This window comes from Paraburkholderia sp. RCC_158 (genome assembly GCF_041355255.1).
GTDB lineage: Bacteria > Pseudomonadota > Gammaproteobacteria > Burkholderiales > Burkholderiaceae > Paraburkholderia > Paraburkholderia graminis.
Map to the genome: position 1 here is coordinate 49417 of NZ_JBFUPM010000029.1, position 23457 is coordinate 72873.

The 23457-nt window shown below is 58.4% G+C and carries 16 protein-coding genes and 1 pseudogene; 13 read left to right on the forward strand and 4 right to left on the reverse strand.

The window, feature by feature from the left end:
• Positions 1-104: 104 nt before the first annotated feature.
• The 10 genes and pseudogenes from AB6809_RS32730 (at position 105) to AB6809_RS32775 (ending at position 14445) form a co-directional block, all read left to right on the forward strand.
• Positions 105-374 carry a type II toxin-antitoxin system ParD family antitoxin gene (locus AB6809_RS32730; RefSeq protein WP_371028110.1) on the forward strand — a complete coding sequence of 90 codons (270 nt, stop codon included), beginning with the start codon at positions 105-107 and terminating at the stop codon, positions 372-374.
• Entirely contained in the window at positions 371-691 is a 321-nt protein-coding gene (locus AB6809_RS32735; RefSeq protein WP_371028111.1) for a type II toxin-antitoxin system RelE/ParE family toxin, read from the forward strand. The genes AB6809_RS32730 and AB6809_RS32735 overlap by 4 nt, the downstream gene beginning before the upstream one ends.
• 103 nt (positions 692-794) lie before the next feature.
• Positions 795-2012 carry a hypothetical protein gene (locus AB6809_RS32740; protein WP_371028112.1) on the forward strand — a complete coding sequence of 406 codons (1218 nt, stop codon included), beginning with the start codon at positions 795-797 and terminating at the stop codon, positions 2010-2012.
• A 190-nt stretch (positions 2013-2202) separates the two neighbouring features.
• Positions 2203-2439 carry a hypothetical protein gene (locus tag AB6809_RS32745; protein WP_371028113.1) on the forward strand — a complete coding sequence of 79 codons (237 nt, stop codon included), beginning with the start codon at positions 2203-2205 and terminating at the stop codon, positions 2437-2439.
• A gap of 868 nt (positions 2440-3307) precedes the next feature.
• Positions 3308-3496, forward strand: coding sequence for a DUF1016 N-terminal domain-containing protein (locus AB6809_RS32750; RefSeq protein WP_371028127.1), 189 nt, complete (start codon positions 3308-3310; stop codon positions 3494-3496).
• Positions 3497-3630: 134 nt separating this feature from the next.
• Positions 3631-4197: a DUF3280 domain-containing protein gene (locus AB6809_RS32755; protein ID WP_371028114.1), complete on the forward strand. Its 567-nt coding sequence runs from the start codon at positions 3631-3633 to the stop codon at positions 4195-4197.
• A 442-nt stretch (positions 4198-4639) separates the two neighbouring features.
• Positions 4640-10696, forward strand: a complete 6057-nt coding sequence (locus AB6809_RS32760; protein ID WP_371028115.1) for a HAMP domain-containing protein — start codon at positions 4640-4642, stop codon at positions 10694-10696.
• A 9-nt stretch (positions 10697-10705) separates the two neighbouring features.
• A complete protein-coding gene (locus AB6809_RS32765; protein WP_371028116.1) occupies positions 10706-12850 on the forward strand; it encodes a response regulator in 2145 nt (714 codons plus the stop codon).
• Positions 12851-13192: 342 nt separating this feature from the next.
• Positions 13193-13282 (forward strand): annotated as a pseudogene (locus AB6809_RS32770) (IS6 family transposase); the annotation flags it as partial.
• Positions 13283-13416: 134 nt separating this feature from the next.
• A complete protein-coding gene (locus AB6809_RS32775; RefSeq protein WP_307251935.1) occupies positions 13417-14445 on the forward strand; it encodes an IS110 family transposase in 1029 nt (342 codons plus the stop codon).
• 833 nt (positions 14446-15278) lie between these two features.
• Here AB6809_RS32775 and AB6809_RS32780 read toward each other — a convergent pair.
• The 4 genes from AB6809_RS32780 to AB6809_RS32795 all read right to left on the reverse strand — a co-directional run bounded on the left by AB6809_RS32780 (position 15279) and on the right by AB6809_RS32795 (position 18693).
• A complete protein-coding gene (locus AB6809_RS32780; RefSeq protein WP_371028117.1) occupies positions 15279-15821 on the reverse strand; it encodes a transposase in 543 nt (180 codons plus the stop codon).
• On the reverse strand, positions 15779-16204 hold the full coding sequence (locus tag AB6809_RS32785; RefSeq protein ID WP_371028118.1) for a cupin domain-containing protein: 426 nt from the start codon (positions 16202-16204) through the stop codon (positions 15779-15781). The genes AB6809_RS32780 and AB6809_RS32785 overlap by 43 nt, the downstream gene beginning before the upstream one ends.
• A 348-nt stretch (positions 16205-16552) precedes the next feature.
• Positions 16553-16939 carry a carboxymuconolactone decarboxylase family protein gene (locus AB6809_RS32790; protein ID WP_371028119.1) on the reverse strand — a complete coding sequence of 129 codons (387 nt, stop codon included), beginning with the start codon at positions 16937-16939 and terminating at the stop codon, positions 16553-16555.
• A 266-nt stretch (positions 16940-17205) separates the two neighbouring features.
• Positions 17206-18693, reverse strand: a complete 1488-nt coding sequence (locus AB6809_RS32795; RefSeq protein WP_371028120.1) for an aldehyde dehydrogenase — start codon at positions 18691-18693, stop codon at positions 17206-17208.
• Between the two features lie 327 nt (positions 18694-19020).
• On the opposite strand from AB6809_RS32795, the gene AB6809_RS32800 reads away from it, so the two are divergent.
• The 3 genes from AB6809_RS32800 to AB6809_RS32810 all read left to right on the forward strand — a co-directional run bounded on the left by AB6809_RS32800 (position 19021) and on the right by AB6809_RS32810 (position 23309).
• Complete coding sequence (locus AB6809_RS32800) at positions 19021-20703, forward strand: GMC family oxidoreductase (protein WP_371028121.1); 1683 nt, start codon at positions 19021-19023, stop codon at positions 20701-20703.
• A 35-nt stretch (positions 20704-20738) separates the two neighbouring features.
• On the forward strand, positions 20739-21914 hold the full coding sequence (locus AB6809_RS32805) for a substrate-binding domain-containing protein (protein WP_371028122.1): 1176 nt from the start codon (positions 20739-20741) through the stop codon (positions 21912-21914).
• 516 nt (positions 21915-22430) lie between these two features.
• Positions 22431-23309, forward strand: a complete 879-nt coding sequence (locus AB6809_RS32810) for an N-acyl homoserine lactonase family protein (protein ID WP_371028123.1) — start codon at positions 22431-22433, stop codon at positions 23307-23309.
• The last annotated feature ends 148 nt before the right edge of the window (positions 23310-23457 follow it).

Consider the following 23457-nt stretch of genomic DNA (forward strand, 5'->3'; position numbering starts at 1 on the left):
GTCCCGTCCCGCGCAGCTGCTATCGTCATCGGTGCAAGGCTGGCGCGCCTTGCCAGCCCCCCGTCGAGGGAGTAGGATTAAATCCTGTCAGCCTGGAGAGCGCCATGCGTACCACACAGCAGTTCAGCATTACCCTGCCCAACGAGATGGCCGAGCTCATCCGCACCAAGGTCGCCAGCGGCGAATATGCTTCTGAAAGCGAGGTGATCCGCGACGGGCTACGCACCCTCGCTGCCCGGGACAGGGCCATCGAGGCCTGGCTGCGTGACGAGGTGGTGCCTGCGGCCGAAGCGTTGCGCACGGAGCCCGCGCGCGCGCTCACGCCCGAGCAGGTGCGCGCTCACCTGGCGAAGAAGCGCTCGAGCGCCGCATGAACCATCGGGTGCAGTTTGCCCCGGAAGCGCGGGACCAGCTGGAGGACATCGAACGGTTCATCAGTGAAGCGGGTTCGCCGGTCACGGCGGCCCAATACGTCGACGCCATCATTAGTTTCTGCCTGCGCCTGCAGACGTTCCCTGAGCGCGGCGTCCCGCGCGATGATCTGTTGCCTGGCCTGCGCGTGACCCACTACCGGCAGCGCGCAGTCATTGCCTACCTTGTGGATCCCGAGGTGGTGTCAATCGTTGGCGTGTTCTACGGCGGACAGGCCTGGGAACCGTCTTTCGCCGATCCGGCGGAACACGACCACTGATGACGCGCGCGCACCGCGGCACCGACCCGAGCGGTCGGCGCGCAATCGTCGGGTCAGTCGACGAGCACGACAGGCAATTTACGCTGAGAAGGTGCCCCGGAGCATGACACGCACAACCTCTCACAGATGGGCTTTCGCCGCACGGTTCCGACGTGGCGCCTTCGGCTGGAAATCCGCGTTGCCGATCCAGCGTCTGAAAGAAGCGCTGGTGGAGATCCGGCAGATCGCCCGTGCCGATCCTGTTCTCGCCGCGGACGGCGCGGTCGCTTTGCTCGAAAAGCTCTCGCCGGCGCTTGAGCACGTGGACAGTTCTTCCGGCGCGATGGGCACTGCCGTGAATCGCGCAATCGATGCGCTTGTGCCGGTCATCGCCGGGGTGGACGTGCCTGCTTCTGTCCGGATGCGTTGGCTGGAACGCCTGTTTGACGCGCTCCAGGATGACCCGATGCCGTATATCGAACAGCTGGGCGATCGCTGGGGTGACCTGTGCACGTCGCCCGACATCGCGTCCTTATGGGCAGACAGGTTGTTGCCGATTACAGCGCGCGTGATGGGCGCTGAAGGGCTGGGAGAGCATTTCGCAGGTGCCACCGCCTGCCTGAGTGCGCTCAATGCCGCACGGCGCCATGAGGAACTGCTCGCTCTCTTGAATGGCGCGCGCCTGAACTGGTGGGGGTATCGCCAGTACGGGGTGGATGCGCTGATCGCATTAAATCGTTCGGCTGAAGCACTGCGTTACGCGGAAGCGTCGAGGGGGCTGAATGCGCCCACTGTCGCCATTGCCCGCAAATGCGAAGCGATCCTCCTGTCGTCGGGCATGATGGACGAGGCCTATCGGCGCTACGCGATCGAGGCCAATCAGGCCACCACGCATCTCGCAACATTCCGTGCCATCGCGAAAAAATACCCGGACAGGAGTTCCGACAACATCCTCCACGATCTCGTCGCGAGCAGTCCGGGCGCCGAGGGGAAATGGTTCGCGGCCGCGAAGGACGCCGGCCTGCTCGATCTGGCGGCGTCGCTTGCGATGCGCGGCCCCACCGACCCGCGAACCCTGACGCGGGCCGCACGCGATTTCGCGCAGCGCAAGCCTGAATTCGCGGTGGCGTGTGGCACGGCAGCGCTGCACTGGATGGCCGCAGGCTTCGGTTACGAAATCACGAGGAGCGATGTGCTGGATGCCTACGGCGCGCTGGCGGATGCGGCCCTTGCTTCCGGCATGGAACGTGACCAGCTCAACAGGCGTCTGCTTGAGCAGTTTGCGGCCATTCCGGGGCATTCGTTCGTCGCCACGGTGCTGGCGCATCACTGGGTCGCATAACGTCTCGATGCATCCCTGTTACGGGATGGACGGTTTTTGCACGGCCCGAGCCCCGGCGTGTTGTCATCAACGGGTCCCTCCCGGTCGTGTGGGACGGGCGCCCGTTTTGCCGCCGATGACTGGACTCAAGCGCAAAGTGGCTCGAAATGGGAGTTTTACGACAGGCAGAAGTCAGCACAGGACTTGCGTCATGGAAGAGTACAACCCCGGGTGTGCGCCCGAACCTGAATCATGGCTCGAACTCGACGAACAGGAGCGAATTGCTCTCGTCGAAACGTATCACCGGGTCGCCCGGATCAAGCTTCCCAACGTCACGGCACACGCTGCACTACACGCGATCGTCGAAAACCAGATCGCCCTGAACCTTGAGCCCGTGGGAAAATACGCAAAAAGGCAGATGTTGACAACATTACTTCGTTTCCGGTGACAACTTTACTGTGCGACACGAAGCATGAGGCTCGGCGTCGCCGAGCGCAGTGCATGCTCATTGCATCATTGCATCATTGTTCGATCATGCAGGAGGATTTGCATGACAGTGAACCCGCTGTACGACCAGCGGTAGCCTAGGAAGGCAATCATCGTTGGTAACGACGTTGGTTGAAGCCCTTCCGACAACGTAGTCCGAAAGTGTGCCCCTTCGCGAGACGTGGCATAGACGCTCCGGGCAGCGATGGGGCTGAGACGCTAGGCTGGCCGGCATGGGTAACGTAGTGAATCGCTGATAAACGTCGTCATGTCAGAGATGCCAAAGCTGCTGATAGGCATTGACCAAAAGGTAGGTGGACGGTTGCCCTGCTAGTAATTCAGAGCACGTCGTCGCATGTGTCCACCGGCGAAAAGGCGAACCCTGAACCGGTCGTGTGATGGAATGGGAACGTGGAAGCCCGAACGACTGCCCTCGTGGCAGGCGAACCGCAAGGGACGCTGTTGGTCGTGCGGGTATGAGAAGGCGGAAAAAGCGAAGGCCGTACTGTAATGGCACGGATAGAGGCTGCAACATTGCCTCGCGCGAAAGCGAGCAGACTTCCGCTCGGTCCCTGGACGCAGAGTCATGATCTGAGTCCATTGAGGGAGAGCATGAGAGAGCACCGGCTACGGTGTCTGCGCCCTCTGCGCTTTTGCGCGGAACAACGACTTTGAACGAAGCGTAGGTTCGTTTGAAGCTGAGCGGACCGGCTGCACGCCTGTGCAGTTTCGCGGGGGCTTGAGCTGTATGCGGGGAAACTCGCACGTACAGTTCTTAGGGGAGGACGCGCCGGTAACGGCGCGTCCTTACCCGCTTCGCTCTACGACAACTGGCCGAACGGTTTCCGCTGCCGTGGACGCATTACGTGAGGCTCATGCGGCGGACGCGCTCAGCTGAAGAACGGGCGTTTTACGAAACGGAAGCCCTTTGGGGTGGCTGGAGCGTGCGGCAGCTTGAACGGCAGGACGCGCGTGAGGGGAAAATCTATCGATCCAGACTGAACCCGTCGCAGCGGTGAAATAGCGCCCGAACTTGCGTAGCCGGCCTTCAGCCTATCCCCATTCCGGGCGTGGTCCTTGCCTGCGTTCGACCACCATGCCCTGCAGATCCATATTCACCGCGGGACAATCGGCTCATGGGAGATATTCAGTCATGCTGCAGTTACGAAGGGTTTTGCCTCACGCCCGGGCGGGGCGCTCATCGCGTCTTCTTTTCGATCTTGTGCTGTGTCTGGTAGTTGCCACTGTCAGTTCGCAGGTAGTCGCGGCGCGATCTATTGCCATCATGGACTGCACCCTAATCGACGATAACGCTTCCTACAACGACGCCGATACCAACCGTACCCAGCAAACTCGCATCGGCATGATCAGCGACGATCTGCGTGCCCAGTTGCGCGACCGCCAGTTGTTTCATGTGGCAGACAACGCGCCGGCGAGCAGCATGATCGCGCAGCTCACGGCGACGCAAGACATGAACAGCTGTAACGGTTGCGAACTGCAGGTCGGCCGCAAACTGGGTGTTGAGCGCATCGGCGTGTGCTGGGTGCAAAAGGTCAGCAACCTGATCATCAACATCAACCTGCGCGTGGAGGATGTCACGACCGGGATCGCCGTGTTCCAGCGTTCTATGGATATTCGCGGTAACACGGATTTGTCGTGGCGTCGCGGCGTCAAGGCGCTGGTCGATCGTCTCGCCGACGACGCCAACGCCGCACGCTGATAGAGCGGCGGCGCATTTGGCGCTCGCATCGGTAACGACGCTTGGCGGAGTCTGGCGCTGGCTGCGGCGCCGACCGCTAACGTGACGAGCGAGACGAAGGGCGTCGGCGTTATCGATCTCAATCAGATAACGCTTACCAAGACCTTCGCACTCGGCGTCTACGGAGGCCTGCAGGTACCGAGCTGCCGTCGCTATGTTTCTGAGAAGCGGCGCGTACGAGAGCGGGCCGTCGCTAGACCATGGTTGACGAGCACGGACAGGCCAACCTGGCAACCGCCGGATTGATGCAAACACTCGCGGAGACTCGACAACGAAGTTGGATTAGCGATGCGCTGACGCAGCAGCTACGACGAGCTTGCGAGGCTCAACGCAGTCGAAGCTCGCGAGTTCGACAAGGCGTACCAATAATAAATTTGCTTATATAACGACAGTTGAGGAATGCATGGACACGTTCGCGGTCGGATCATCGCAACAATCCCATGACCAATATACGCTTATCGCGAGCGCCCTTAGCGCGCTGCGCCGAGGCGACACGTCCTTTCGTCTACCTGACAGCTGGCAGGGTGAACAGGGGAAGGTCGCGTCCGAATTCAACACGCTGGCGGTACAGACGGCACATATGTCGCAGGACCTCGGGCGGATGGCGCAGCGTTTGCCCGGCCTCGGGGCGGACGCTCAGGGCGCAGCCGTCAACTGTGAATCGCTCGCAGGCGCGTGGCTTGACAGTGCGACTCATGTCAACACGCTTTTCGAGAGTGCGAAAACCGGACACGAATGCACAAAGGCCATCCTGGCCGGGCTGACCGCATTGCAGAAAGGCGAGGTGGCGGCGTTGCCGCCCGACTGGACCGGCATGCATGGCAAGGTCTCTCATGTATTCAACGATGTCGTTGAGCAGAACGTCAGGATGTCGGAAGAACTCGGCCGCCTTAGCAGGGTGGTCGGCAAGGAAGGACGCCTGAAGGAGCGTGCGGCACTTCCCTACGCCCGCGGATTCTGGGGGGACTCGATAGAGGCGATCAATTCCCTGATTGCAGACCTGGTCCACCCGACGAGTGAAGTCGCGCGCGTGATCGGCGCAGTCGCACAGGGCGATCTTTCGAAGAGCATGGCGCTCGAGGCAGAGGGCAGGGCGCTGCAGGGAGAGTTCCTTCGAACTGCGAAGACCATCAATACGATGGTCGAGCAACTCGGCACCTTTGCCGCGGAAGTCACGCGCGTCGCACGCGAGGTCGGCACTGAAGGGAAGCTCGGCGGGCAGGCCGACGTGCAAGGCGTCGCGGGAACCTGGAAAGACCTGACCGACTCTGTTAATTCAATGGCGGGCAATCTGACCAGCCAGGTGCGCAACATCGCGGAGGTGACCAAAGCGGTTGCGGCCGGTGACCTCTCCAAGAAAATCACGGTCGACGTCAAGGGCGAAATTCTTGAACTGAAGAACACCATCAACACGATGGTGGACCAGTTGCGCTCGTTTGCATCTGAAGTCACACGGGTGGCACGCGAGGTCGGCACAGAGGGCAAGCTTGGCGGCCAGGCTGATGTGCAGGGAGTGGCGGGCACATGGAAAGACCTGACCGATAACGTCAACTTCATGGCCGGCAACCTGACCAGTCAGGTGCGCAACATCGCGGAGGTGACCAAGGCGGTCGCGGCTGGTGACCTCTCCAAGAAAATCACCGTAGACGTCAAAGGTGAGATCCTCGAACTGAAGAACACCATTAACACCATGGTGGATCAGTTGCGCTCGTTCGCATCCGAAGTTACACGCGTCGCGCGGGAAGTCGGTACGGAAGGCAAGCTTGGCGGCCAGGCGGACGTGCAAGGCGTGGCCGGCACATGGAAGGATCTGACCGACTCCGTGAACTCGATGGGCGGCAACCTGACGGCGCAGGTGCGCAACATTGCAGACGTGACCACGGCGGTGGCGGCAGGCGATCTTTCGAAGAAGATCACGGTCGACGTCAAGGGCGAAATTCTCGAACTGAAGAACACCATCAACACGATGGTGGACCAGTTGCGCTCCTTCGCTTCCGAAGTGACGCGGGTCGCGCGGGAAGTCGGTACTGAAGGGAAACTTGGGGGCCAGGCCGATGTGCAGGGTGTCGCCGGCACCTGGAAGGACCTCACGGATTCGGTCAACTCGATGGGGAGTAACCTGACCGCCCAGGTGCGCAACATTGCCGAGGTAACGACGGCGGTCGCCGCAGGTGACCTGTCGAAGAAGATCACGGTGGACGTAAAGGGCGAGATTCTGGAACTCAAAAACACCATCAATACAATGGTGGACCAGCTTAGTTCTTTCGCATCGGAGGTCACCCGCGTTGCGCGCGAAGTGGGTACCGAGGGCAAGCTTGGCGGTCAGGCGGATGTGCAAGGTGTCGCTGGGACTTGGAAGGATCTGACCGATTCGGTCAATTCGATGGGCAGTAACCTCACGGTTCAGGTCCGCAATATCGCGGACGTGACGACTGCGGTGGCGGCGGGCGATCTCTCAAAGAAGATTACCGTCGACGTCAAGGGCGAAATTCTGGAACTGAAGAACACCATCAACACGATGGTGGACCAGTTGCGCTCCTTCGCGTCTGAAGTCACGCGGGTGGCACGTGAGGTCGGTACCGAAGGCAAGCTGGGCGGCCAAGCGGATGTGCAAGGTGTGGCCGGCACGTGGAAGGACCTGACCGATAACGTGAACTTCATGGCCGGCAATCTGACCAGTCAGGTCCGCAACATCGCGGACGTGACGAAAGCCGTGGCGGCGGGCGACCTTTCGAAAAAGATCACGGTGGACGTCAAGGGCGAAATCCTCGAACTGAAGAACACCATCAATACGATGGTGGACCAGCTTAGCTCCTTCGCATCGGAAGTGACCCGGGTCGCGCGGGAAGTCGGCACGCTGGGCAAGCTCGGCGGGCAGGCGGACGTGCAGGGCGTGGCGGGTACCTGGAAGGACCTGACAGACAACGTCAATTTCATGGCGGGCAACCTGACGAGTCAGGTCCGCAACATCGCGGACGTGACCAAAGCCGTGGCGGCCGGTGATCTGTCGAAAAAAATCACGGTCGACGTCAAGGGCGAAATCCTGGAACTGAAGAACACCATCAATACGATGGTGGACCAGTTGCGTTCGTTTGCCTCCGAAGTCACCCGCGTCGCACGCGAAGTGGGCACCGAAGGCAAGCTGGGCGGCCAGGCCGACGTGCAGGGTGTGGCGGGCACGTGGAAGGATCTCACGGACAACGTCAACTTCATGGCGGGCAATCTGACGAGCCAGGTGCGCGGCATCGCCAAGGTCGTGACAGCCGTCGCGAACGGCGACCTGGCGCGCAAGCTGACGGTCGAGGCGAAAGGTGAAATCGCAGCGCTCGCAGACACGATCAACAGCATGACCGATACGCTCGCGACCTTCGCCGACCAGGTGACGACCGTTGCGCGTGAAGTCGGCGTGGAAGGGAAGCTCGGTGGTCAGGCCAAGGTGCCTGGCGCCTCCGGCACGTGGAAGGGGTTGACCGAGAACGTCAACCAGCTCGCCGCCAACCTGACCACGCAGGTGCGAGCGATCGCGGAGGTGGCAACAGCCGTCACCCAAGGTGATCTGACACGATCGATTACCGTCGAGGCATTGGGTGAGGTCGCGGCGCTCAAGGATACGATCAACGAGATGATCCGCAACCTGAAGGATACGACCCAGGTCAATACCGAGCAGGACTGGCTCAAGACCAACCTCGCCAAGTTCAGCCGCATGCTGCAGGGACAGAAAGATCTCGTTGCGGTCGGGCAACTCATTCTGTCCGAACTCGCGCCTGTGGTCGGCGTTCAGCAGGCGGAGTTTTTCGTGCTCGACGCCACCGCTGATGCAACGGCCCTGCGCCTGAGGGCGAGTTATGCATCGAGTGGACATCCGTCGCACGGCAAGCGTGTGCAACTCGGCGAGGGACTTCTCGGCCAATGCGCGGTCGAGCGGCGCAAGATTCTGCTTGAGCCGTCCGCCGTCGACAGTTTCCGGATCACGTCCGGGCTGATCAGCGTCGTCCCGCATAACGTACTGGTCCTGCCCATCATCTTCGAAGGGCAGGTCAAAGGCGTCATCGAGCTGGCGTCAGTCGAACGGTTCAATCCGACTCACCTGGCGTTCCTCGATCAGCTGACCGAAAGTATCGGAATTGTCATCAACACGATTGAGGCTAATACACGGACGGAAGATCTGCTCAAGCAGTCGCAGTCCCTCGCCCACGAACTGCAAAGTCGTCAGGAGGAATTGCAGCAGACCAATCAGGAACTGCAGGAAAAGGCACGGCTTCTTGCGCACCAGAATCAGGAAGTCGAGCGCAAGAACGCCGAAGTCGAGCAGGCCCGTCAAGCACTGGAAGAAAAGGCGAAACAGCTCGCGCTGACCTCGAAGTACAAGTCGGAATTCCTCGCCAACATGTCCCACGAACTGCGCACGCCGCTCAATAGCCTGCTCATTCTTTCTGACCAGTTGTGCAAGAACCCGGAAGGCAATCTTTCGACCAGGCAGATCGAGTTCTCGAGAACGATTCACTCGTCCGGCAACGATCTGCTGATGTTGATCAACGACATCCTCGACCTGTCGAAGATCGAGTCCGGTACCGTCGTGATGGATTTCGCTGCACATCGGCTCGCGGACCTCACGTCCTACGTCGAGCGTACCTTCCGGCACGTCGCGGAATCGCGCAGCGTCGATTTTGTCATCCATGCGGGCGCCCGTCTTCCTGCGTCGATTCACACCGATCTTAAGCGGCTGCAGCAGATTCTGAAGAACCTGTTGTCGAATGCGTTCAAGTTCACGCACCACGGGCATGTCACGCTGTCCATCGAAGAAGTGTTCGGCGGTTGGAGCGCGGATAACGAAGGACTTAACCGGGCGCAGGACGTCATCGCGTTCTCGGTATCCGATACCGGGATCGGTATTTCGGCGGACAAACAGCAGATCATCTTCGAAGCGTTCCAACAGGCGGACGGCAGCACGAGCCGTAAATACGGCGGGACCGGTCTGGGTCTTGCCATCAGTCGTGAGTTGTCGAAGCTGTTGGGCGGCGAGATCCGCCTCGTGAGTTCGCCGAACAAAGGGAGCACGTTCACGCTCTATCTCCCCTTGTCAGGAGAGACAGGCTGGGTGGCGCGCCGAAGCGTCGCCGTGACCGGGGAGGACACGGGCGGGGCGACGCTCGATCGCGAACCGTCCGCTGCCATGGATGCAGCGGAGCGGGCCGACGCCCTGGCTGCCCAGGAGTTCGTCAGCACGGTAGTCAGCGAGACGAGCGAACTGTCCCAGACGTCTGATGACGACCGTTTGAACATCGTGCCCGGAGAGCGGGTGTTGTTGATCGTCGAAAATGATCTGGCCTTCGCGCATTTCCTGCTCGACGCGGCCCGCGAGCATGGCTTCAAGGGACTTGTCACACCGTTCGGCGCCGCTGCTTTGACCCTCGCCGATCAGTTCAAACCGGACATCGTCACGCTCGATCTGTTTCTGCCGGACATGGACGGTTGGCGGGTGCTTGCCCGGCTCAAGCACGATATGGCGACCCGGCATATTCCCGTCTGCGTGATCTCGACGGACGAGTCGCGCGACCGTGCTTTGCAGGCTGGCGCGTTCGCCTTCCTGGCCAAACCAATCCAGTCGCGTGAAGTCCTGGACGACGCGCTGCGGGCAATCGCGGGCTACGTCGACAGAATGGAGCGCAAGGTTCTGATCGCGCTGCCCGAAGGGCCCGACCGCGAGCAATTGACGCAATTGCTGCCGAGCGACCACGTCGCGTTGAGTTTCGCTGTGACAGGCGAACAACTGACCCAAGCGCTGGCCGAGGAAGATCTTTTTGCGTTAATCGTCGGGCCTGAGTTGATGGAGAAAAGCCCCCATGAAATAGAGGCCGCGCTCGGTAAGCGCAGGTCCTTTGCACCGCTGCCTGTGATCGTCTATGCACCTGATGGGGATATGCCCGCGCAGGGCATTCGAGCCGGCGAACGCTTCGTCAGCTACGTGGCGTCGGACATGAGCCGTCTGCTGGACTCGGCTGCCGCGTTGCTGCACCTGAGTCCGAAACGTTTGTCCGATCAGGCACGTGAACTCATCGACGATTTGCACCGCTCGGACGCCGATCTGGCCGGACGCAAGGCGTTGATCGTCGATGACGATATGCGCAACATTTTCGCGCTCGCAACGGTCCTTGAAGACCACGGAATGCGCCACGTCTGGGCGGACAATGGCCATGACGCGATAAAGCTGGCCGAGACGGATCCGGAGATCGATATCGTGCTGATGGACATCATGATGCCAGAGATGGATGGTCTTACGACGACAAGGGAAATCCGCAAGCGGCCGGTCGGGCGTACGCTGCCTATCATCGCAGTCACGGCAAAGGCGATGAAAGGCGACCGCGAGCGTTGCATCGAAGCGGGCGCGTGGGACTATCTTTCGAAGCCGGTCAACCGGGAAGATCTGCTTGCCGTGCTGCACGCGTGGCTGCACCGCTAGGAGACAGGCATGGATATCTCCGTCTCTGGCCCGCGGCAACCCGTCAACATTCTGGTGGTTGACGATTTGCCGGAAAAGCACGTGGTCATGCGTACCATTCTTGAGGAACTCGGGCAGAACGTCATCGCCGTCGGCTCGGGGCGCGAGGCGCTGAAAGCGGTGCTGGAGCAGACCTTCGCCGTCATTCTTCTCGACGTGAACATGCCCGGCATGGATGGACTTGAAACGGCTTCGCTGTTGCGTGCGTACCGGCGGACCACCAATACTCCGATCATTTTCGTTACCGCATATATCGACGAGGAGGAAATGAAGCGGGGCTATTCGCTGGGCGCTGTCGATTACATTTTGTCGCCGGTCGTCCCGGAGATATTGCGCTCCAAGGTCAAAGTGTTTGTCGAAATGCACCGCATGCACAATGAACTTCTGACGCGTGCAGCGGAACGCGAGGCGTTTTTGCTTGCCGAGGCGGGTCGCATGTTAGCGGAGCGAGCGCGACAACGTGCCCACTTTCTTGCCAACGCGAGCCACGTATTGACCCGTTCGCTCGAACTCGATGCGACGCTTCAGCGCATCGTCGAACTCGCGTCGGCCGAACTGGCCGATATCGCATTCGCCGCGGTCGTAGGCATTGGCGCGATCGCCACCAGCGTCGCGTCGCGCTCGGCGCGGCGCGACGGAGAGGATGCGCCGGATCTGGCCGAGTTCCAGGCTGCAACCCTGTCCGTGGCATTTCCGGCAGTGAACCGCTTTGTCCAACGGCTGATGCATGGCGGTAGCGGGGACGACGGCGTTGAGCCGAATGACTGTTTCACCGAGACCGCCGCTGTGGAGGCGCCGGCGCTCGGCGTGCAGAGCGTCACCGCGTTTCCGATGCTCACCGGCAACCAGAAGGGGGTGATCCTGCTTTGCACGTATGCGAATCCCATTCCGGACGAGCAGACTCTGCTCAGCCGGGAGTTCGTCAGCAGGGCGGCGATTGCATTGGAAAATGCACTGCTTTTCTCCGCCATTCAGGACGGCAATCGCCGCAAGGATGAATTCCTGGCGATGCTGGCTCACGAGTTGCGCAATCCGCTCGCACCGATTGCGAACGCAGCCGCGGTGATGCGCAGCGCGAAGGCGGGCGATACCGATGTGCTTCGTTGGGCGGGCGAGATCGTCGGTACCCAGGTCGAGCATATGGTGCGGATCATAGAAGACCTACTGGACGTGTCCCGTATTGCCAGAGGGGCGGTTGTTTTGCGGCCGGAAACGGTATCCCTATCCACGGTGATCGGCCGGGCGGTCGAAACCAGCCGTCCTCATTTCATCCGGCGGGCGCAAACGCTCAACTGCGACGAGGGCGCGGCCGACGCGGTTGTCGACGGCGATGTCGTGCGGCTTGCACAGATTGTGTCGAACCTGTTGAACAACGCGTCGAAGTTCACCCCGCAAGGCGGTCACATAACCCTCACCACACGTTTCGCCGACGGTATTGCGTCGATTACGGTCTCCGACGACGGAGAAGGCATTGACCCCGATTTCGTCCCCCATGTGTTTGAGCTGTTCGCTCAGGCGGATACTTCATTGCACCGGCCGCAAGGCGGCCTAGGCATCGGCCTGACCCTTGTGCGCCATCTCACGGAGTTGCACCACGGATCGGTCGAATGCAGGAGCGCGGGCCGCGGCAAGGGAGCAGAATTTGTGATTCGCCTGCCGGCGACCGTGGTCGACCGCAGCCCCGCGACGCTTGCCCCGGTCTTGCATCTTCACCGCAAGCCGGCGATGCGGGTACTCATCGTCGACGACCTCGTTGCATCAGCAGAAAGCCTTGAGGCGCTGCTCACCATCCATGGGTACATCGTGAAATGCACGGGTGACGGTGAGTCAGCCTTGCGCCTTGCGGGCGAAATGCGGCCCGACGTGGTTATCCTCGATATCGGTCTGCCGGGCATGAGCGGCCATGAGGTCGCTCGGCGATTGCGGCAGGATCCAACCTGTGGGCAGTGTCTGATCGTGGCGCTGAGCGGTTATGGACAAGAGGAACATATCCGCCGGGCGACCGAGGCCGGCGTCGACCATTATCTGGTGAAACCCGCCGACCCTTCCGCGCTGCTCGACTCCATTTCAATGTCAGAAAAGCGACGCGGTTCCGACGGTGTGGCGGTTAGCTAGAGGCGGAAGATCGGATTGCGGGGATCCCGACGATTGATGCCATAGCAACTAGAAGCGAGGGCTGGTCAGAGAACATGGGATAGGCGTTTGATCTGCGACACCACCATCGTAGATGGCGCCGCGCGGTTGGGCGCGTGACTCGCGCCGGGCATACGACTTGCGGAATAGGTCGTCCCTAGGATGCAATTTTACGGCGCTGTGCGCGTCTCAACACAACGGAGCCTTTATGTAGGCACTGTCAGGTTGATGAGATGCGGGGTAACATGAAGTGATGAAGAAGACAAAATCACTTCGTCACGGTCACCGCTTCCCTGCCGTCGTCATCAGCTGCGAATTCGGTGGTATTTTCGGTTCGGCCTCAGCCTGCGCGACGTCGAGGAGTTGTTGCTCGAGAGTGGTGTCGTGCTCACTTACGAAACGATTCGTTGCTGGTGCGAATGGAATGAACGGCCCCCGCCAACGATGAGGATATGCAGGATGTAGGTCCTTGCATACGGGCCCACGGAATCGAGTTGCCAAGGCTGGAGGATCATAAGGATCTTCCCAGGCAAACCGGAGGGGCCATCATGAAGCATACGATCGTAGGTGTGGATATCGCGAAGAATGTGATGCAGGTTCACTGGGTCGACGCGGACAGCGGCGAGATCGTGAACAAACCCATCAAAAGAGCGGTATTTCTCGAGTATTTTGTCAATCGTCCTCCCTGTCTGGTCGGCATGGAATCCTGTGGAGGATCCCAGCATTGGGCCAGACGGTTGATCGAAATGGGTCATCAGGTGAAGCTGATGCCAGCGAAGTTCGTCAAGGCCTTCGTTACCGGAAACAAGAACGATGCCGCGGACGCAAGGGCAATCTGGATGGCCACGCAGATGCCCAGCAAGGAAGTGGCCGTGAAAACCGAAGCGCAGCAGGCGGTTCTGGCGTTGCACCGGATGCGGCAACAACTGGTGAAGTTTCGCACGATGCAGATCAACAGCCTGCGCGGGCTGCTGACCGAATACGGTGAGGTAATGGGCACAGGTCGTGCCGCGCTGGACCGGGCTATCGCAGGGGTGCTGGAGAGGTTATCCGGACGTCTGCCGGCGATACTGATTGATACGCTTCGCGAACAGTGGAATGGCCTGGAGGCACTGGACCAGCAGATTGCCCAGATCGAGCGCCGCTTGCAGGCATGGATGAAACAGGATGACGCAAGCAAGGCGATAGCAGCAATACCAGGCGTAGGTCTTCTGTCTGCAACAGCTGCCGTAGCGACGATGGGACACGCGAAGTCGTTCAGGTCTGGCCGCGAGTTCGCAGCGTGGCTCGGTCTGGTACCCGGGCAAACCGGTTCCGGCGGCAAGGTGGAGTTATTGGGAATAAGCAAACGCGGCGATAGATATTTGAGGACGCTGCTCATTCATGGCGCTCGCAGCGTGATATTCCACGCGAAAGACGCCGGCGCGTGGCTTGAACAGTTGAAAAAACGTCGACCTCTGAACGTGGTAGTCGTGGCGCTCGCTAACAAGATGGCCCGAACGATCTGGGCGATGCTGGCACATCAAAGACCGTATCAGAAAGACTACGGGAGCGTTCCACCAGCCCCGGCCAGATAATCTTCCACGGCAGACAGCATCAGTGCATGGAAAGTAATATCAAGGTTGCGTTGGCATTCGAGTGTGATGACGATACAGGTCGGACCGGGACTCACCAAGCCTGAAAACTTGTCAGAGACTAACGATCTCGCGGTGCGAATGAGGCGTGAGTCAGCGAATTTCATAGGGGCCCGCAGCGAAACAGGCTGCAAAACAGGCCGAATGTAGAGCTGCAACCCACCCTGTTCATCAAAACACACGAACACCTGGCGCAAAGGGGGCCGTTCATGTAGACAAGTTCGGCGCTCAATTCGCCCGGTGCGCAAAAGCGGCGAGGCCCAGGCCCCAACGGGTGAGCAGAAGGATGTTCGTTAATTCTGCTAGCGCGTTCGGCATGTTCTCTAATTCGGCTAATGTGGCTGCCGATCGACGCGACAGGTCCGCGAGCCACAGGCGGCCGCAAGGGAGATTGATGAAGGTCGTTTATTTCGATATTCAGGCGGTGGGAATCTTTTGAGGTGAACGAAAACGCTATACGGGGCTCGACTTTTTTTATATCGGGTTACTTATTAAGTGCGTGCTTGGGCGGCGACAACTGAAGTGTCGCGGTGCGCCTAGTTAGTGGTTCCGGGCAGAGTGTTCGTGTACCGCTGCAAAAGCCACGCTAGCAGAATTAATGGACACCATTAGCGCCCTTATGGGCACCGCTAGCAGAATTAGCGATGCCCAACATATCGGTTGTACGGGCTCCAAGCCTCGGTCATTCGCGGGTTTGACCAGCGCCGGTTCGACCTGTTGGCCATCGTGCGGCTTGTTTGCAATCGTTAAGCAAGGTACTGCGGGTACTCGTAACTTCAATATGCTGAAGGTTCCGGTTGATAGTCCGTTCCCCGCGTGATCATCGCCCAGGCGATGCGGGCAGTCTTGTTTGCGAGCGCTACGGCGGCCACGTTTGGATGTCGCTTGGCGGCGATAGACATGACCCACAGACTGAGTGCATCGGTGCGTCGTCTGGCCATCTGGATCATCGCCCGTGCACCGTGAATCAGCAGGCAACGCACGTAAGCATCGCCCCGTTTACTTATCCCGAGCAGCCGCTCCTTGCCCCCTGAACTGTTTTGTTTCGGCGTCAGCCCGAGCGATGCAGACCATCGCTCTGAAGACGATTCACGAGCTTGCCGTGGCAGAGCGTGACCCCGGATCTGAATGGTCGGAGAGGGCAGACTGGACGGTCGCAATGGAAGTTGGATGAAGCCAACGCATTTCAGTTCGTCGGCTTCTACTGCGGCCGGCCGACCTAGAGAAGCGGCGGTTGATACGGCGCAATACGGTCCGGGTACTTGGTCAACCGCCTCTATTGGTTGGTCGCCCAACCCAAGGGAGCCGGGACGGCGCAAGGCCCCTCAACGCCAACGGACGTAAAATCAGCTGGACCGACGATTTCGAGATATTCCATATCAGGCGAGTAGTCAAACAAGAAGTGCCTAATCCCTGGCCTCTGATGTACGCAGTCGCCCGCCGCAACAAGAGTCTCGTTCTCCTCGTACATGAAGCGCGCCCACCCTTTGAGCATGTAAACGATGTGGAACTGAGCGGCGTGAACATGCCATCCGGTGCCGGCTTTGGGTTCGGCATTGGCGCGAACGAGTTGCGCAATTACTTTGCCCTTCGTCGCCGCGGAGATGCCAAGGTCGCGGTAGATAAAAAAGTCGCGCAGGCCGCCTTCTGTGAAATCCGTATCCGAAGGCTTCACGTGCGAAAAAAGCGTTTGGTCATCCATCAATGTTCACCAATCGTCAAGTAGGAAATTATGGGGCTCGATTCAGTAACACGCGACCGGTCGCACGATGAGCAATGACACAAGACATCCGCCCGGCGTCTCACCAACGGCCAGAATCGAACAGGCGCGCTGGAGCGGTTTTTCCGTTAGTTCTGGTCGGCTTCAGTCGAGGTTCAAAGCCTAAGCCGGCGGTCATGCCCTGCGGCTTGAGTGGCCCGATCTAAATCCGGCTCCGAAAAGCGCTGCGACGGTCTGCGCCCATCTCGCTCGCATCTGCCTGCCGCCGCGAACAGTCGCAGAAAAGCTGCACCGCCCTCCGCGTGTCGCGCACGTTGAACGCATCCGCAACTACTTCGAAATATCAAGCGACAGCTCTTTCAATGCTTCACTGGCGCTCCTGAAAGCCGCGACTGCAGCGGGGGCGCCTGCATAGACCGCACTATGTAGTAGGACCTCCTGGATTTCGGCGACCGTCGCGCCATTTCTAACGGCGCCTCGAATGTGGCCTTTGAGCTCCGCGCTTTTCCCGAGCGCAGCGAGCATCGCACATGTGCAAAGGCTGCGCGTTTTCAGCGGCAAGCCACTGCGCAACCAGGTACTGCCCCACGCGTGTTCGTTCAGGAATTCTTGCAACGGTCTCGAAAAGCAGTCGGCCGAGCCCATGGCGAGATCGACGTAATCCTCGCCCATCACCTGTCTGCGCATAGCCTCGCCGTCACTTGCAGCAACACTCATTCTGAAAACTCCATTAACAACAGTGCACCCCAGAAGGATGGCGACAACTGATTTCAGTCCGGAGGCTTAGCCTAGCGGCTCTTCACTTCAGAATCGGGCCGGTTCGGCGGAGCAAGCGGGCTTGCGCAACCCAATGCACTTATTTGCTTACGGTGGGTGCCGCAGACCAGACTGACACTCGAAATCAGCGGCGGCCACTTTTTGCTCGGTGGCACCCAGTCGGGACGAGAAAGAGTCCGCTCGACACTACTGAGAAGATCACTTATTCAAAGCCAGCGTTGAATAAAGGGATTCGGCGGAGCCTTCGCGGCCGCAGACAAGAAGACACTCTTCGTTTCAAGGTATTCGTAGAGAGCCTCTTGGCCATTCTCTCGACCCAGACCCGATTGCTTGGTGCCGCCAAATGGCATCAAGAAACTGTAAGCCCGATAAGTGTTGACCCAAACGGTCCCCACCTTCAGCGACTTGGTCATTCGGATCGCTCTCCCAATGTCATTTGTCCAAACTCCCGCGACCAAACCGTAGATTACGTCGTTGCCCAGACGTACTGCTTCCTCTTCGTCATCAAAGCCGATAATAGAGAGGATTGGGCCGAACACTTCCTCTTGGGCTATGCGCATGTCGTTGGTGACATCGGCGAAGATCGTAGGCTCAACGAACTGGCCGCCGATTAACCCAGGTCCAGTCGCAGGTTGACCGCCCATGACGCAGCGAGCGCCCTCAGATCGCGCCACGTCGATATACCGAAGTACCTTTTCGTACTGGGGGTGCGTTGCAATGGGCCCAACGCTCGTCTCCGAACTCATCGGATCACCGAGCTTGACCTCGCGAGCCAAAGAAACAAGCCGCTCGGTGAACTCCTCTTTGATAGAGTTCTGCACAAGTAGGCGCGAGCCCGCAATGCACATCTGACCAGCGGCTCCAAAAATTCCGGAAACTACGCCTACGGCAGCAGCGTCGAGTTCCGCGTCGTCAAAGACGATATTCGGCGACTTGCCCCCAAGTTCAAGAGACACCCGTTTCATCGTCCTCGCAGCCGTCTCGTAGATCTTAAGGCCTGTTGAATCTGCCCCAGTGAACGATATTTTCGCGACGTCCGGATGCTCGACAAGCGCAGCGCCGATTTCTTGACCGAAGCCCGTCACAACATTAAGAACGCCGTTCGGAAGACCGGCTTCTTTGGTGAGAGCGGCGAATTCGAGGGAACTCGCAGACGCAAATTCGGATGGTTTAATGACAACGGCACATCCCGCGGCCAACGCGGGCGCACACTTGAGCGCGATGAACTGGAGGGGCGAATTCCATGCAGTCAACGCGACGACCACCCCAATTGGCTCATGCGTTGTGTATGCGACCATGTTGGGGCGATCGATGGGCATGACAGAGCCCTCAGTCTTGTCGGCAAGCCCACCGTAGTAGTACCAGTATTCTGGAATGGTACGCAATTGTCCGAGCATTTCGGAGTACAACTTGCCGTTGTCTCGTGTTTCGATCTCCGCGAGCCTCGTCGCATTTTTGCTTATTGCATCTCCGATACGACGCAGTACCTTTCCACGCTCTGTCGCTGTCATAGTGGCCCAAGGCCCGTCGGCCATCGTCCGCTTTGCCGCCTTGACCGCAAGAGCCGCGTCCTCCGAGCTTCCACGCGGAATCTTCGCCCATACCTCACCACGGTATGGGTCCGTCGTATCCAGCCATTGACCATCGCTGGGGTCGACGTACGCGCCATCGATCCAATGCTGGTACGTTTTCATCCACGCCTCCTGTAATACAGTTTGGAATATGGACACAAAGTATCGTAGCGTCGCGCCGTAGCATCAAGACCGTGCCTTGAGAAGCTACTTATCGCCGGGTGGGAAGCCGCCAGAACAAGCCACCCTTATGCTCGGCACAGGCTGGCGTATAGGGTCAATCAAAAATGACGTGTGGAATCAGGAAGGCATACGTTTGTCGCTCTATAGTTCTCCGACGACGACTTCTTCGTTACCGCCGTCGTGAAAAACCGGGACTAACATAAAGACAACCAAGCAGGCGGCCAACGTCCGGCAAAGCCGGGATCCGCTTCGCGTTAGAGATTACCTATGCCATCCGAAATGCCATCCGAAGAGTATGTCTGGGATCATATCGTTGTGGGAGCTGGTAGCGCTGGATGCGTCGTCGCCGATCGACTAAGTGAATCGGGCTCACGTAACGTGTTGCTTCTCGAAGCAGGGCCGGGCGACACGCTGCTCATGAAACCGCTCGGATTGAGTTGGTATGTCAATCTCTCGCGTTACGAATGGGGGTATTGGTCCCGCCCGGACGCGTCGCGAAACATGCGAAGCGAGCAGTGGCGAAGGGGGCGAGTAATTGGCGGATCCAGCAGCATCAATGGTATGCAATATGTCCGAGGCGCGCGATGCGATTTCGACCGCTGGGCCGCTATGGGCAATTTCGGCTGGGCGGCGGACGACGTTATGCCTATCTTCAAGGCGCTTGAACGCTGCAAATCTGACTTTCGTGAGTCTCCTGATTTCGAAGTGCGCGGTGCGTCCGGGCCCCTTTCGATAAGACAAGCACGACGCTGCCACCCTTTAACTGAGGCATTTATCGCGGCAACACAAGCTGACGGCTTCCCTTACAACCGTGATTACAACGCGGAAGATCAAGCGGGGGTCGGATACATGCAATTCAACCAGCGTCACGGAATGCGATGCAGCTCGGCTGACGCATTCCTAAAGCCAGCTCTGAGACGCAAAAACCTCCATGTGTTGGCTGAAGCCACCGTTCGACGAGTGCTTTTCGAACGAAATCGTGCCATTGGGATTGAGTACGAGCATGCGGGTCAAATCCGAGTGGCGAAGGGCGACAGCGTAGTGTTGTCCGGGGGGGCAATTAACACGCCGAAAGTACTTATGCTGTCGGGAATCGGCGACGCCAACGAACTCATACAACATGGCATCGACGTAATAGTGGACCGGCCCGCAGTAGGTAAGAACCTTATCGAACACCCGATTATTAGGCCGACATTTCGGACCAAAGTGCCGACTTATAACCCGACGGGCGGCCTGTTGCAGAAACTCGGCTTTATGGCGAAATTCACGTTTACTGGTCAAGGACCCATCGCGACGCCGATGGAAGCGAATGCTTTCCTGAAAACTTCCCCTGAACTGGCCTACCCGGATATACAACTGCATTTCTTTCCCCTGGGAATCATTTACTCGAATGACCCAGCGGTTTACAAAGGTCAAACTATACTTCCTTATCCGTCTTTTTCAGTCTTCGTCAACAAAAATTATCCCGAGAGTCGAGGAACGCTAAGCCTAGCGAGCGGCGATCCCAATGACGCGCCCATAATTAACCCTAATCTACTAGCAGACGAGCGGGATGTGGCGACACTGGTTAATGCAATCCAGCTTGTGCGTCGTATCGTGTCGCGCTGCCCGCTTAACCAGATGATTATCGACGAAGTTGAGCCGGGTGCTCCGATCAACACGTTTGAATCGATCGCTGAATACGTGCGGGCGCGCACAGGCCTTGCCTACCACCCGGTCGGCACTTGCCGCATGGGAGTGGATTCTCAAGCTGTCGTGACGCCGGATCTCCGTGTGCGGGGAGTCGATAATCTTTACATTGCAGATGCCTCTATTATGCCGGACCAAATCAGCGGCAATACCAATGGAGTGTGCATGATGATCGGCGAAAAGCTGGGCCGGCAATTGATGGTCGGTCACACGAGTGATTATGGATATCGGAAGTCGGAAAAGCCCGTTGCGCATGCGTAGTGATTCCCTCGGCGGGGGAGACAACGTTTGGTGTCGTGTTCGTCGACAAAGGCGCTATCTATGCCTGTAAAGGTGTTGGAAAGGCAGCGGATGAATTTGCAAACGTAGATATAAAAGGGGTTGGAGACATGAGACGCTGTTACAAAAAAGTGGTGATCGCTTTAACGATGTGTACTAGTGCTATGGCGTCGGCGGCAGTTGCGACATCGGGCGCGCTTGTGACAAAACAAGGAGATATAAAGCCCATGTGCGGCAGCAAGCCGATGGTCGTCGGTCTCGCCGATGGATATGGCGGAAACACATGGCGGAAGACAACACTCGCTGAGCTGAGAGATGAGCTTGGTCGCTGTAGCAATGTAAAGCGACTCATTTACACCAATGCGAACGGTGATCAGCAAAAAGCAAATACAGATGTCAATAGCATGGTAGCCCAAGGAGTGAATGTGCTTATCATCCTTCCTGACTTTGGAGCAGCGCAAATCCCGGCTTTGCGCGCCGCGACCAAGGCTGGCGTCACTGTGATCCCCTATTTGAGTACTTTGCCCGGTCGGGCGGGGAAAGACTATACGAGTAATGTCACCGATGACCTGTTCGCGAGAGGTGCCACGCAGGCTGACTGGTTCGGTAAGAACCTGAAAAGTGGCAACATCATTTTTTTGGGCGGCCTCGCAGGCTCGCCGACGTCTCAAGCGGCGCTCGATGGCTTCAAGTCCCGCCTAGACCGATATCCGGGTTTGAGACTGCTCCAAAACGATTTTGTGGTGACCAACCTAAATCCGGTAGATGCAGCTAAGGCAGTCCAGGGCGTGATCGCTAAATATCCGAAGATCGATGGGGTGGTGACCGACTACGGCGTTACAGCTTTGGCTGCTGTTAAGGCATTTGAGCAATCACACCTTCCAGTTCCGGCGGTTGCCACGGCAGGTAGTAACAACGAACTTAGCTGTAAGTACACAGAGACGACGAAATCTGGAAAGCCTTTCGCCTATACGTCGCTAGACGGAACTACATCGATTGTGCGCTTTGCGGCGCGTCGCGGAGTTTCGGAATTCCAAGGCATGCCCAATAGCGAGCCCACGAGTGTGATCGAGTATGTATACGCTGACAGCGGAGCCGGAATCGATCCGAAATGTGACCCTTCCGCCCCTCCCGACGCGGATTTCTCTTCTGCACTGCCGGCGGATAAGTTGAAGACTCTCTTTTCGCAGTAAAGGTGACGAGATGCTTCGTTCGGCCCCCCCCTACGATGGTTGCCATCTTAGCGTATGGCGCGACGTCGAGGCCACTCGACGGTACATTGATTCCGCGCAATCTGTTTTCAACGATCTAAGAGAGGTCGCCGGTCAGCTTGCAACTGTGGTGCTATTCGCTGAGTGCGGACTAATTCGCGTCGGGGACAATCCCTTGGTGCTGACCGCGGAGCAGCGCTGGTTCACTGCACAGGACCGATTGGCCGCACTGAGACCGTCGCCACTTAGCGCGCATCATCATCGACACTTGGTTCTTGCGGTTGCTCGGTTCGGGGAGACAATCGCAGACCTACGAAGGATGAGGCCTTCGGTCAACGGCTCCGAGGAGGCGTTGCGCACACTGCGTAGCGCGTGGCGAGAAATGTTGCATACCTCGCACGCCCTTCCTGGATTCGATACGGTCGATCTATCGCAAAGCTGCTGTGGATGCATTAATTCCCAACAAATCAGAACGGCCTAAAGCCAAACGGAGCCAATATGACTGCCTATTCGATCTGGCTGCTTGAATACGCTTATACGGAAAGTTGCCCTATGGGTACACTTGTTTACGGTAAGCATAATGAAGGATCGGCGAAGGTTCCGTTCGGTTACGTCTTGATAAAAGGTCCGGACACGACAATTCTTGTCGACTGCGGGTATGACAACAGAGCTCACGGTGAAGTGCTTGGAAGGAAAAGCGGAGCACGTCGATGGTATCCGCCAAGAGCGGTGCTGGCGGAATGCGGGCTAAAGCCCGAACATGTTGACCACGTAGTGATCACTCACGCACATTACGATCACATGGGAGGGATGAGGTTTTTCACAAACGCGACGTTCTACTTGCAGGAAGCCGAACTGTCAGAGTGGATATCGACGATTTCCCTCCCGCGATCCTTTGACTGGTTGATGTCGGCTACAGATCCAGCCGACGTAATGTACGCGGCAGAACTCGCCGCGGAAAAGCGATTGGTTTTGGTTAGGGGCGATCTCGAAGATTTCGTCCCAGGATTAGACTTGCGCCTTGCGGCGGACAGCCATACTGCTGGATCTCAATACTGCGTCGTAAGGAACGACGGACTTCACAATAGCAAGGATGCTTACGTGTGCGCAGGAGACCTTGTATATGTGCACGAGAATCTTCACGGAGGCACGCCCGAGGATCCGAAGTACATTCCGATAGGATACGCTATGGGAAGTCAACGAAATCTGCTGTTGGCAAGCGAAGCTATGATGCAAATTGTGGCAAAGGATTACAAGAGGATATTAGCTGTACATGAAGAAAAGATGTTCTCTCTTTACCCATCGACGACGACAAAGACCGGCTTGAGAATCGCCGAGATCGCATTGCGAAACGGACAGTCCAGTCTGGTGGCGTAATGCGGCATATAAGCGAGGGAGTCCATATCAACATGAGTCGCTGAATCGCACTACACGCGGTGTTGACTTAAAAACGCTAACACAATGAAGGTTGAAGTTGCCGCCAACAGATGAGGCAGGTGGCGATCTTCATGAACGCTTCGTGGAT